12 protein-coding genes are annotated in these 13,083 nt (G+C 41.7%); 10 read left to right on the top strand and 2 right to left on the bottom strand.

The features are described from left to right. Window positions 1–153: 153 nt before the first annotated feature. The 4 genes from AC0KVP_RS06120 (at window position 154) to AC0KVP_RS06105 (ending at window position 3,440) form a co-directional block, all read left to right on the top strand. A complete protein-coding gene (locus AC0KVP_RS06120) occupies window positions 154–582 on the top strand; it encodes a glycine zipper domain-containing protein (RefSeq protein ID WP_224468886.1) in 429 nt (142 codons plus the stop codon). Between the two features lie 223 nt (window positions 583–805). Next, window positions 806–1,345: a hypothetical protein gene (locus tag AC0KVP_RS06115; RefSeq protein WP_224468884.1), complete on the top strand. Its 540-nt coding sequence runs from the start codon at window positions 806–808 to the stop codon at window positions 1,343–1,345. Window positions 1,346–1,632: 287 nt separating this feature from the next. Next, entirely contained in the window at window positions 1,633–2,634 is a 1,002-nt protein-coding gene (locus AC0KVP_RS06110; RefSeq protein WP_058869861.1) for an LLM class flavin-dependent oxidoreductase, read from the top strand. Window positions 2,635–2,876: 242 nt separating this feature from the next. After that, window positions 2,877–3,440: an NAD(P)/FAD-dependent oxidoreductase gene (locus tag AC0KVP_RS06105; RefSeq protein WP_224468882.1), complete on the top strand. Its 564-nt coding sequence runs from the start codon at window positions 2,877–2,879 to the stop codon at window positions 3,438–3,440. Between the two features lie 35 nt (window positions 3,441–3,475). Here the strand turns inward: AC0KVP_RS06105 and AC0KVP_RS06100 are convergent, their stop codons facing one another. Together AC0KVP_RS06100 and ppsR are read right to left on the bottom strand one after the other, a co-directional pair. Then, window positions 3,476–4,150, bottom strand: coding sequence for a hypothetical protein (locus AC0KVP_RS06100; protein WP_473339647.1), 675 nt, complete (start codon window positions 4,148–4,150; stop codon window positions 3,476–3,478). Window positions 4,151–4,282: 132 nt separating this feature from the next. Then, window positions 4,283–5,119 (bottom strand): posphoenolpyruvate synthetase regulatory kinase/phosphorylase PpsR, encoded by an 837-nt coding sequence (ppsR, locus tag AC0KVP_RS06095; RefSeq protein WP_005400687.1) that lies wholly within the window; start codon window positions 5,117–5,119, stop codon window positions 4,283–4,285. Window positions 5,120–5,275: 156 nt separating this feature from the next. On the opposite strand from ppsR, the gene ppsA reads away from it, so the two are divergent. The 6 genes from ppsA (at window position 5,276) to AC0KVP_RS06065 (ending at window position 13,083) form a co-directional block, all read left to right on the top strand. Continuing rightward, on the top strand, window positions 5,276–7,654 hold the full coding sequence (gene ppsA, locus AC0KVP_RS06090) for a phosphoenolpyruvate synthase (protein ID WP_004982030.1): 2,379 nt from the start codon (window positions 5,276–5,278) through the stop codon (window positions 7,652–7,654). Between the two features lie 343 nt (window positions 7,655–7,997). Next, window positions 7,998–8,765, top strand: coding sequence for an RDD family protein (locus tag AC0KVP_RS06085; protein WP_473339644.1), 768 nt, complete (start codon window positions 7,998–8,000; stop codon window positions 8,763–8,765). A 301-nt stretch (window positions 8,766–9,066) separates the two neighbouring features. Next, window positions 9,067–10,140 carry a ubiquinol oxidase subunit II gene (gene cyoA / locus AC0KVP_RS06080; RefSeq protein WP_004696450.1) on the top strand — a complete coding sequence of 358 codons (1,074 nt, stop codon included), beginning with the start codon at window positions 9,067–9,069 and terminating at the stop codon, window positions 10,138–10,140. Between the two features lie 3 nt (window positions 10,141–10,143). Next, window positions 10,144–12,132, top strand: a complete 1,989-nt coding sequence (cyoB, locus tag AC0KVP_RS06075; protein WP_473339640.1) for a cytochrome o ubiquinol oxidase subunit I — start codon at window positions 10,144–10,146, stop codon at window positions 12,130–12,132. Window positions 12,133–12,136: 4 nt separating this feature from the next. Next, window positions 12,137–12,757 (top strand): cytochrome o ubiquinol oxidase subunit III, encoded by a 621-nt coding sequence (gene cyoC, locus AC0KVP_RS06070; protein WP_004696446.1) that lies wholly within the window; start codon window positions 12,137–12,139, stop codon window positions 12,755–12,757. Continuing rightward, window positions 12,754–13,083 (top strand): cytochrome o ubiquinol oxidase subunit IV, encoded by a 330-nt coding sequence (locus AC0KVP_RS06065; RefSeq protein WP_026056475.1) that lies wholly within the window; start codon window positions 12,754–12,756, stop codon window positions 13,081–13,083. Before cyoC ends, AC0KVP_RS06065 begins: the two co-directional genes overlap by 4 nt.

The raw sequence follows: 13,083 nt of genomic DNA, 5'->3' as shown, positions 1-13,083 counted from the left end.
CTTATTCACATTTGTAATAAAACTGATACAAACAAGAAACCAATGGGTTTCAATTTAGTTTTAACTCTCCACAATTAACTGGAATCTTTTTGTTACATTAGCCACATCGAAAAAAGTACGACAGTTCAACCAATGTTGGACATGGAGAAACACATGAAACTAAATACACTTTTAATGTCAGCAACATTAGCAACGGCATCTATGTTTACTGCAACTGCATATGCAGACAGCACAACTCGCGTTGCGGCAGCAAGTGCTTTAGGTAGTGTTGCAGGGACAGCAATTGGTAAAAACATGGGCGGCACAACTGGTGCAACTATTGGCGCAGCATTAGGTGGCGCGGGTGGTGCAGCAGTTGCAAGTGACAAACGTCACCGTACTGAATCTGCTATTGGCGGTGCCATCGGTGGTGGTGCGGGCTATACCGTAGGTAAAAGCATGGGCGGCACCAATGGTGGTTACGTTGGTTCTGCATTAGGTGCAGCGGGCGGTGCAGCACTCGGCAACAAAATCTCAAAAGACAAACAATATGATTCTTACCAAAGTAAAAAATGGAAAAAGAAACACCGCAAACACCACTAATTGACCGTATCGTAAAGATGTCATTGAAAGCACCTTCGGGTGCTTTTTTATGGCACAGATTTAGACGCAACACACAGCAGCCGAACTGGTAGAAAATACGAAGAGTCGTTACACAGCACTTACCAAAGCAACGGTTTCGATAAAGTTTGTCTTCATTATTCTTCCAACATGTTTCGCTAAAGTGAAATCAAGACAAAATAGACATGCTCTTAGGAGTTTAAAAATGAAAATTAAATCAATTTTAATGAGTACCGTAATTGCAGCTTCAGCATTAACGATGACCACGACATATGCAGGTAATACAACCAATACTGCACTAACGTCTGCATTAGGTGGTGTTGTCGGTGCCGCGATTGGTAATCAAATGGGTGGACAAACAGGCGCTATGATTGGTTCTGCCATTGGTGGTGGTGCAGGTGCAGCCGCTTCAGCCAACAAACGTGACCGTAATGGTGCAATCATTGGTGGAGCACTCGGTGGTGCTGGTGGTTATACCGTAGGTAAAAACATGGGCGGTACCAATGGTGGGTATATTGGTGCAGGTCTAGGTTCAGCGGGTGGTGCAGTTCTAGGTAAAAAAGTCTCTGAAGACCGTCGTTACGATGATGAATATGACCGCCGTTACGATGACCGTTACGATGACCGTTATGATCGTCGTTATGACAGCCGCGGCTACCGTAACAACAATTATAAGTATAATGATCGCAACTACCATGGTGACAATGGCCGTCACTTGGGCTGGTACAAAAACGGGAAACGTTAAGCACCCATAAAACATTTTCAAATAAAAGAGCACCTTCGGGTGCTTTTTATTTATCTGACAACTACACTCAAAAAAGACACTGTATCGTCTCTGCGATGCAGTAGCTTACTTCTTTTTGCTTTAAACGCATGTGTGGCTGGTGCGGATCAACGATGTTGAATAGATATTTAGTTTTATTTTTAAATCAATATCTTATATAAAACAACCAGAATATCGAATAAAATCGATATACAAAATAACAGTTATATCGTATTATTTCGATATATAAAACAAAACTGAGAAGTAGAATGCGCACGTTGTCCGAGACTCAATTTTCTATTCTAGAATTAGCTCCTGTCCGCGAAGATCAAACTGTACAACTCACTCTACAGCATAGCTTAAAACTGGCCCAACAAGCTGAGCGTTTAGGCTATAGCCGACTTTGGCTTGCAGAACATCATAATATGGATGGTATTGCCAGCTCTGCAACTGCGGTGCTACTCGGCTATTTACTCGCGAATACCTCAACTTTAAAAGTGGGCTCTGGCGGTATCATGCTCCCAAACCATGCCCCACTGATCGTGGCAGAGCAATTCGGTACGCTTGCGACACTCTATCCAAACCGGATTGAATTAGGTTTAGGTCGAGCACCGGGTACAGATCAAGTGACCATGCGCGCACTTCGCCGTGGCCGTCAAGAAACTGAAGATCAGTTCCCACAAGATGTTTTAGAAATTTTACATTACTTTAAAGACGCTGAGCCAAATCAACGCATCATTGCAACTCCGGGGCAAGGGACACATGTTCCTGTATGGCTACTCGGTTCAAGCTTATTTAGTGCACAACTGGCTGCAAGACTCGGTCTTCCCTACTCTTTTGCATCACACTTTGCACCGCGTATGCTGAAACAAGCGATTCAACTCTATCGTGAAAACTTTGAACCATCTGAATACTTATCCAAACCTTATGTGTCTATGGGCGTCCCGACGGTCGTTGCTGAAACCGATGCTGAAGCTGAATATCTAGCGACCAGTGCCTACCAACGGGTTTTAGGTCTCATGCGCGGTCAAAGTTTAAAGTTAAAAGCACCAATTGCCAGCATGGACGGTCTATGGTCACCTGCGGAAAAAATGTCAGTAGACAGTTTTTATGCCATGGCGCAAATCGGCTCCAATGGCACAGTGAAAGAAGGTTTGAAACAACTTCTTTTAGAATATGATGTCGATGAGTTCATTTTCACCTGTGACATCTATGACACGGACAAACGTTTAGAAAACTTTGAACGTCTCATGCAGATCAAAAATAGCTAAGTACAAATGAAGTGAATCGCCTTATGCGTATTAATACATACCCATAAGGCGACGTGCATAAATGAATAATAAAAATCTCAGCCGATATCTAAAAGATCCTCAAAACTCTGCAAAAACTGCTGCTATGTCTAGACTAAAGTTAGCGTGACTGCTCAGACAATTTATCACTTTGCCTTTTTAGAGCAAAAGCACTAAAAATAATAAATTAAGGAAAGACGATAAAAAACAATTAAGGATCGAGCATGGTCAATTTGCATTCAACAGACAACGTATCTGGTTTATTTCAAAACCATCCCGAATATTTTCAGCATTTTAAAGGGCAACTGATTGCTGCTTCAGAAATTAAACAACATACTTTTTCTGAGCAACGTGTCGCGATTATTGGTACCAACCAACATACAGTAACTGCACTCGAGTCAATTTGTCAGGTCGCTCAATCAGTCTATGTTTTTCAAAACGCACCGCAATTCATCTTGCCGAAAACGGAACGCGGAATTCAGCGCTTAATCCAACATCCACTGGTTATTAAGAACCGACGCCTATTTAATACACGGATCAAATGCCTACTGGCTTTACGCTTTTTAGAAACCCAAGTTCAAGACCCATGGCTTAGACACCAACTTAAACCTAATTCCGCTGCAGATAAACTTAAATTTTTTAAGTCCGATCATTATTATCATGCCCTACAGCGCGACAACTGTAAGCTAATCACTTGGCCAATCGTCAAAATCCGAGAATATGATATTCAAAGTTTAGATAGCGCCGAATATCCAGTCGATGTGATCATTACCACCTATAGCCATTAACCGTATAGGGTAAGTTTTACCCACTTACCCGTTGTTTATTTCGTCACACCTGTATACCGATAGCCTGTATTTGAGCGCTGATAACGTAAGTATTTTCCAGTCGGTTGGCTGTTTTGATCTAATAAAGTGATATCAATCTTGTTTAAGTCTTTTGAAACACGAATATATGAACCGCGCTGCTCTTCGTCATAATGACAGTCATAATCTACTTCAATCGAACTTAGTTGCTGGTTTTTGGTCTGGAAAATTGGTGTTGCTGTCAAAGCTTGGGCATGCATTTTAAAGGCTTGAATTTGATAGAGACCGTGACAACTATCGCCTTTGTAATAACTTTGAATCAGATAAATCGGCTGTGCACCCAATTTCACTTGGTCAATCTTTAAAATATAGCCTGTTTCTAAAGGCTGAAGTTTAGTGGACGTACTCGATTTCATCTGCACATAGGATGAAAATTCACCCATAGTACCGCCACCGCCTACATCAAAGGTATAGAATTTAAGCAATTGGTCCGGCGAGGCATTAATCTTTAGTCTAAGATTTTCAGTCAATTTGGGGAAAGAATAAGCATAACTTTCTGCATTTTCACGGATTAAATCAATCACATCATTTTCGATCTGCCGATTCACCGCATAAAAATCTAGCGCTGCATATTTTTGATCAATAGCCTGCTCAGCGTGTTGAATTGATATATTTTGCGCATATAAAGCCATATTAAAATGAGCAAAACAACATAAACCCAATAGGCATTTTGATATTATTTTCATTTGATCTAATCTGTATTTTTATATTGATCGACATTATAAAGCATCATCAATATGACGCTTTATAATGTAATGACAATATCAACCAATGCGACGTTTTAAACCCGTCATTTGGAGTACACGGGTTGAAATTTCTTCAATCGACATTTCCGAGACATTTAAGTATTTAATCCCTTCAGAAATATAAATCCCTTCAATTGCGCGAAGCTCCATTTGGCACTGGCTGAAGCTTGCATAACGACTATTGGCTTTACGTTCAGAGCGAATAGCAACAAGACGTTCAGCATCAATCATCAAACCAAAAAGCTTCTGTTTATGCGCGCGAAGTACCGCAGGTAAACGGTTGTCATCTAAGTCTTCTTCGGTCAAAGGATAGTTTGCAACACGAATACCAAACTGTAATGACAAATAAATTGACGTCGGTGTTTTACCTGAACGGGATACCCCAATCAGAATCAGGTCAGCCTTGTCATAGTGGCGTGTACGTGCACCGTCATCGTTATCTAAAGCAAAATGCACCGCATCAATACGTGCTTTATAAGACTCCGAATCGGTCACCGCATGGGTCTGTCCGACTAAAGTTGTAGGGGGTGTCCCTAACTCTTCAGACAATTTACTAATAAGCCCTTCAAATACATCAAGATTTATAGCATTTGCAGTATTAATAATGTCACGCACGTACGGGTCGACTAAAGTGTCAAAAACCAGTGGCTTTTGTCCGTCTTGTTGCGCCCTTAAATTGATCTCAGCAACCACATTTGTAGCAGCTTCTTCAGAGCTAATATAAGGAATAATATGAATGTCAAAGTCAACATTTGGAAACTGCGCCAATAGCGAGTGCCCAAGGGTTTCAGCGGTAATTGCAGTACCATCAGATACAAAAAAAACACTCCGCTTAAATTGTTTACTTCCTGACATTAAAATTCTCCTCAAAAATTTGTCTTAGTGCTATATAATCTTTATAGTAAACCGATCTTACATGACTGTCGCTTAGTAAAATCAAAAAGCTAAGTAGATTTGTTATAATCTGATGCCAAGATAGTGATTAAATACTGCAAAAGTGGAGTAACAACTTTGGAAGCGCGCGTAATTGGTCTAGAAAAATTAGGGAAACACGACGTTGAACTTGTAGGTGGGAAAAACTCATCTTTAGGTGAAATGATCAGCCACCTATCAAATGCAGGTGTATCTGTACCAGGTGGCTTTGCTACTACAGCTCAAGCATATCGTGAATTTCTCGAGCAAAGTGGCCTAAACGCTAAAATCAATGCAGAGTTAAAAGTCCTCAATGTTGATGATGTAAATGCTCTTGCTGAAACAGGCGCGAAAATTCGCCAATGGATTGTAGATACTCCACTTACGGCAGAACTCGAACAAGAAGTACGTAAAGCATTTGCAGAGCTTTCAAACGGCAACCCAGACATCGCGGTTGCCGTTCGTTCTTCTGCGACAGCAGAAGATTTACCAGATGCTTCTTTTGCAGGCCAACAAGAAACCTTCTTAAACATTCGCGGTATCGACAACGTATTGATCGCGATCAAAGAAGTATTTGCATCACTGTATAACGACCGTGCAATCTCTTACCGCGTACACCAAAACTTTGCGCATGATGTTGTGGCTTTATCTGCTGGTATTCAGCGTATGGTTCGCTCTGAAACTGGTGCAGCAGGTGTAATGTTTACACTCGACACTGAATCAGGTTTCCGTGACGTAGTCTTCATCACTGCATCTTATGGTTTGGGTGAAATGGTTGTTCAAGGTGCAGTAAACCCTGACGAATTCTACCTCTCTAAACCCCTTTTAAATGCAGGCAAGCACGCTGTACTCCGTCGTAATCTTGGTTCTAAACACCAAAAAATGATTTATGGCGAAGAAGCATCGGCAGGTAAATCAGTTGTTGTGGTTGATGTTGAAAAACAAGAGCGTCAACAATTCGCATTAAACGACCACGAACTACAAGAACTTGCAAAACAAGCGCTGATCATTGAAAACCATTATGGTTCTCCAATGGACATCGAGTGGGCAAAAGATGGCGATGACGGTCAAATTTATATCGTTCAAGCCCGTCCTGAAACTGTGAAAAGTCGTGAAAACGTCGGTACCATGGAACGCTACCTTTTGAAACAAAAAGGCACTGTGATTTGTGAAGGTCGTTCAATCGGTCAACGTATCGGTTCTGGTAAAGTACGTATTGTTACGTCTATTAAAGAAATGGACAAAGTACAAGACGGTGACGTGCTTGTATCTGACATGACTGACCCAGACTGGGAACCAGTAATGAAGCGTGCCGCTGCAATTGTCACTAACCGTGGTGGTCGTACTTGTCACGCAGCGATTATTGCGCGTGAATTGGGTGTTCCAGCAATCGTCGGTTGTGGTAATGCAACTGAAGTTCTAGTAGACGGCCAAGAAGTAACTGTTTCATGTGCAGAAGGTGATACAGGTTTCATCTACGAAGGTTCTTTAGATTTTGAGATTCAAACCAATTCAATCGAATCTATGCCAGAGCTTCCGTTCAAAGTAATGATGAACGTCGGTAACCCTGACCGCGCATTTGACTTTGCACAAATTCCAAATGAAGGGATTGGCCTTGCACGTCTTGAGTTCATCATTAACCGTATGATCGGTGTTCACCCTAAAGCATTGTTGAACATTGACAGCTTGCCACGTGAAACTCGTGCTGCGGTCATGGCGCGTACAGCAGGTTATGCATCGCCAATCGAATTCTATGTTGAAAAACTGGTTGAAGGTATTTCTACCCTTGCTGCAGCATTTGCAGACAAACCTGTGATCGTTCGTATGTCTGACTTTAAGTCAAATGAATATGCAAACTTGATCGGTGGTAAATTATACGAACCTGAAGAAGAAAACCCAATGTTGGGCTTCCGTGGTGCAAGTCGTTATGTGTCTGACAACTTCCGTGACTGCTTCGAATTAGAATGCCGCGCGTTGAAAAAAGCACGTGACGAAATGGGCTTAACCAACATTCAAATCATGATTCCTTTCGTACGTACTGTACACGAAGCGAAACGCGTAATTGAATTATTGGCGTTAAACGGTCTGAAACGTGGTGAAAATGGTCTGAAAGTGATCATGATGTGCGAGTTACCAACGAACGCATTATTGGCTGAACAGTTCCTTGAACACTTCGATGGCTTCTCTATCGGCTCAAACGACTTAACCCAGTTAACACTTGGTCTAGACCGCGACTCTGGTATTGTGTCTCACCTATTTGATGAACGTGATCCAGCCGTAAAAGCACTTCTTTCTATGGCAATTCATGCATGCCGTAAAGCAGGTAAATATGTGGGCATCTGTGGTCAAGGCCCATCAGATCACCCAGATCTTGCGCAATGGCTTATGGAACAAGGTATCGAATCTGTATCACTTAACCCTGACTCAGTATTAGACACTTGGTTCTTCCTTGCAGAAGAAAAAGTTCAAAAAGCTTAACTTTTGATCCTAAAAAAAAGACCCTTTTGTGGGTCTTTTTTTATATCCACTCTTTCAACGTATCCGCATTAAAACAAGCGTATTGATGCAAAAATTTAGACTAAGTTTGATACTCATGCAGCAACATCTTGATTGAGAAGAGATCGCATTGCGATAAAGCTAGAAGAAGCAGCATAATCCTTGCTACACTGTCCTGCATTTTGTGTAGTTTTGGTTAATTTCAGCTTGAAATTCTCTAGACTATCCGCATGTTTTATCATAGATTTTTTTATTTGTTTTTAATCTTAAAACAAATACATTTATTATTTAAATATCCCAATTTATATTTTGAGATTAAGTTTATATGCAGATTTACTTGGCACGAAATAATCAACAAGCCGGTCCATATACCTTAGAGCAGTTGAATCAGATGCTCGCAAGCCAACAAGTTTTATTGACGGATTTAGTTTGGCATCAGGGTATGACTGAATGGAAAGCTTTAGGTGAACTCACCCAAGGAAAACTGGCGTATGAACCTGTAGGTTATCAACCTCAGCCCCCTATTCCTGAGCCAATGCATACGCCAAATCAATTTTCACAACCAAACCGTACAGCGGCGAAAGTTGCTCAACCTGAACTGGCATCAATAGGCACACGTGTCTTAGCCAAAGTCATTGATTTACTTCTTTGGCTCCCTGCCGCTGCGATTCCCTCGTTCTTTTTACAAGCAGATAAATTTGGTGAACTCACTGAAATTCAGCAAAAAATGCAAGCTGCCACCACAGCAACTCAGGCCAGTGAACTGCAAGCACAACTGTTCAGTTTGATTCCAACTGAAGCATGGACCACCATGGGAATTTACCTGCTGATTATGCTCGGCATACAGGCCTTTTTCTTAGCCAAAAGTGGCCAAAGCATTGGTAAAAAAATCACCAAAATTAAAATTGTAGACGTTGAAACCAACGAAAAAGTCAGCCTTTTGCGTGTATTCACATTACGCAGCGTTGTCTTTATTGTGCTCAATATGCTGTTCATGCCGTTTATTACCATCGCCGATCACGTCTTTGGTTTAACTGCAAAGCGTCAAACTTTGCACGATAAGCTGGCAAAAACCAAGGTCATTAAGCAGTAATTTGACCATATTTAAGCTGAGGTTTGGCTCACCTCAGTTTTCCGCAGTTTATTGATATTCAAAATAAATCCATAAATAAATTATAAAATTCCGAGTGAAAAAATCGGTTTTTATAACAGTCATTTAAAGCATCTTTACGTATAGCTTAGTTTGTCGATATGAGGCATAATGCCCTACAACGTAGCGGTGTCTTATGATTGAGAAGTGTTTTTAGACTTAAAAAGAAACTTTTCAATCATGCGACACTTTAATCGCTATCCCAATTTTATTAGGGAATGGGACTCTTCACCGAGGTTGTAAAATGAGACAAACGATTTTAGCTGTATTGTCTTTATCTGCGATCGCCGCGCTCTTAACTGGGTGTGGTGGTGATATGGTACTTCTAAACTCAAAAGGTCCAGTTGCACAAGGTCAATCTGACTTAATGATGACTGCGATCTATTTAATGCTATTGGTGGTTATTCCATCAGTCGTAATGGCATTATGGTTTGGTTGGAAATATCGCGCGTCGAATAAAGATGCAGACTATAAACCTACATGGGCACACTCTACTGCAATTGAAATTGTAGTTTGGGGTATTCCTGTCATTATTATTGGTATTCTGGCTTGGTTAACTTGGTGGGGTTCACACAAGTATGACCCTTACCGCCCGCTCGAATCTGATAAAGCACCTGTAAATATTCAAGTCATTGCAGAACAGTTTAAATGGATCTTCATTTACCCTGATCTTAACATTGCGACGGTTAACGAAATTCGTTTCCCTGAAAAAACTCCAGTTGCACTTAAAATTACCTCTAACTTCACGATGAACTCGTTCTTCATCCCTGCGTTAGGTGGTCAAATTTATGCAATGGCAGGCATGCAAACGCACTTGAATTTGTTAGCAGATGGAACTAGCCCAGCTGAAGGCTACCGCGGTTTCTCTTCAAACTATTCAGGCTACGGCTTCTCGCAAATGCGCTTCCGTGCTCACTCTGTAACTGACGCTCAATTCGCTGAATGGGTTGCTGCAGTTAAAGCAGGTAACGGTACAAGCATTAATCCTAAAGCTGTACAAAAAACAATTTTAGATCAAGCTGAATTTGAGTCTTTACGTGACGGTAACCGTGGTAAACACCAAATTGAAGTTTTGATTTCAAAAGCAAAAACTCCTGAAGAGAAGGCTGCTGCTGAGGCAATGAAGCCTTATCCAACTAAGCCACACCCTGTGACTTACTACTCTTCTGTAGAGGAAGGCTTGTTTAAGTCAGTCATCAGCAAATATATGAGCAACTATCACGGTGCTGATCACTCAGCGACTGCGGGTGCTCACGGGGCTGCTTCATCTGAAGCACATGCCGCTGTTGAACCTGCTTCATCAGTTGTAGGGGAATAAGACATGAGCTTCTTAGGTAAGTTAGGTCCGGACGTTATTCCGCACGATCCAATTGTACTGGTCACAGTTGCAATGATGATCTTAGGTGGTATCGCAGTTGTTGCTGGTATTACCTACTTTAAAAAATGGGGCTACTTGTGGAACGAATGGTTCACATCAGTCGACCATAAAAAAATTGGTATCATGTATCTTTTCGTATCGATCATCATGCTTTTGCGTGGTTTCGCCGATGCGATTATGATGCGTCTTCAACTGTTCCTTGCAAAAGGTGGCGGTGAAGGTTATTTACACCCAGAACACTACGATCAGATCTTCACCGCACACGGTGTAATCATGATCTTCTTCGTAGCAATGGGTCTAGTTGTTGGCTTAATGAACATCTCTGTACCACTTCAAATTGGTGCACGTGACGTTGCCTTCCCATTATTAAACTCTCTAAGCTTCTGGTTATTTGCTGGTGCTGCAGGCTTAATGATGGCTTCTCTTGCAATTGGTGAATTCGCTGCAACAGGTTGGATGGCTTATCCTCCTCTTTCAGGTATCGAATACTCTCCAGGCGTGGGTGTGGACTACTATATCTGGGCACTTCAGATTTCAGGTTTAGGTACGCTATTAACGGGTGTTAACTTCTTCGTTACCATCATTAAAATGCGCGCACCGGGTATGTCACTTATGGACATGCCGATCTTTACTTGGACATCTTTGTGTACAGCGGTATTGATCATTGCGTCATTCCCAGTGTTAACAGCAACAATTGCAATGTTAACGCTTGACCGTTACTTCGGTTTCCACTTCTTTACAAATGACATGGGTGGTAGCCCAATGTTGTATGTAAACTTGATTTGGACATGGGGTCACCCAGAAGTTTACATCTTAGTATTACCAGCATTTGGTATTTACTCTGAAGTTGTATCAACGTTCTCTCGTAAAACGTTGTTCGGTTACAAATCAATGGTGTATGCAACAATTGCGATCACAGTACTTGCGTTCGTAGTATGGCTTCACCACTTCTTCACCATGGGTGCTGGTGCGAACGTGAATGCGTTCTTCGGTATCATGACCATGGTTATTGCGATTCCTACTGGTGTGAAAATCTTCTCTTGGTTATTCACAATGTATAAGGGTCGTATCACCTTCACTACTCCTATGTTATGGACGCTTGGCTTCCTTGTAACATTCGGTATTGGCGGTTTAACTGGTGTATTAATGGCGGTTCCACCTGCGGACTTCCTTGTACACAACTCATTGTTCTTGATTGCTCACTTCCATAACGTAATTATCGGTGGTGTGGTGTTTGGTATGTTTGCCGGCATCATTTTCTACTGGCCGAAAATGTTTGGTTGGAAGCTCAATGAAGCATGGGGTAAAGCTGCGTTCTGGTTCTGGTTCTTCGGTTTCTACTTTGCATTCATGCCACTTTATATCCTTGGTTTCATGGGTATGACTCGTCGTTTGAATACATATGACAACCCTGAATGGGATCCGTACATTGCTATTGCATTCTTCGGTTCTGTGTTAGTCGCGATTGGTATTGCATGTTTCGTTATGCAGATTGTTGTTGGTTACTTACAACGCAACGACAACCTCGACCTTACAGGCGATCCATGGGATGGTCGTACACTTGAATGGGCGACTTCGTCTCCTGCTCCGTTCTACAACTTTGCTCACCTTCCAACAATCAATGGTATTGATACGTTCTGGAATGACAAAGAGAATGGCGTAGCATATGCGAAACCTACTTCATACGAAGACATTCATATGCCAACGAATCGTGCTGCTGGTGTTGTGATTGCCATGTTCATTACTGTTATGGGCTTTGGTTTAATCTGGCATATCTGGTGGTTAGTTGTTGTGACGTTCATCGCTGCTATTATCAGCTTCATCGCGTCTTCGTTCACGAAGAAAGTGGACTACTATGTTCCTGCTGCTGAAGTTGAGCGTATTGAAAATGAACGTTACGCGATTCTTGAAAAACATTTGAAGAAGGACTAAGACAATGGCTGACGTACTTCATCACGAAAACCACGGACACGATGAGCATCACCACCACGATGATACTGATATCACCGTCTTTGGTTTTTGGACTTATTTGATGAGTGACTTGATTCTATTCGGTACACTCTTCATTGCATTCGCTGTTTTAAGTAGCCATGTGCCTATGGGTACACCAAGTGCAAAAGAATTATTCGGTGAGTCTTTAGGTTTCGTTTTAACTGAAACTTTCGCCCTCTTGATCTCTTCTGTAACTTTTGGTTTTGCGGTTCTTGCTGCATACAAAAAGAACGTCAACCAAGTTTTAACTTGGTTAGCGATCACTTGGTTATTCGGTGCTTCATTCATCGGCATGGAACTATATGAGTTTAATCACTTAGTTCATGCTGGCCACGGTCCAAGCGTAAGTGCGTTTTTATCGTCGTTCTTTACTTTAGTAGGTACGCACGGTATTCACGTAACTTCAGGTTTGGTATGGATGATCATTTTGATGATTCAGATCAAGAAAAATGGTTTGACTCTTCCAAACACTCGTCGTCTTGCTTGCCTAAGCTTGTTCTGGCACTTCCTTGACATCGTTTGGATCTGTGTATTCAGCGTAGTTTACTTGATGGGAGTTCTATAATGAGTCACGATCATAACTCAGCTGGTGCTTCACACGGTAACACCAAGCAATACACGATCGGCTTTATCCTTTCAGTTATCCTGACCGTAATTCCATTCGGTATGGTAATGGCTGGTGGTTTTGGTCGCGGTATTGTTATGGCGGTTATCGCAATTACAGCGGTTGCTCAGGTTCTAGTTCAATTAGTTTACTTCTTGCACATGAACTCATCTTCAGAGCAACGTTGGAACGTGATTGCATTTATCTATACAGTACTTTGTATTGCTGTACTTCTAGTCGGCTCTGTATGGATTATGAACTACTTACACTACAACATGATGATCTAA

This window comes from Acinetobacter sp. DL27 (assembly GCF_055810995.1).
This window is presented reverse-complemented; position numbering and strand designations above follow the sequence as displayed.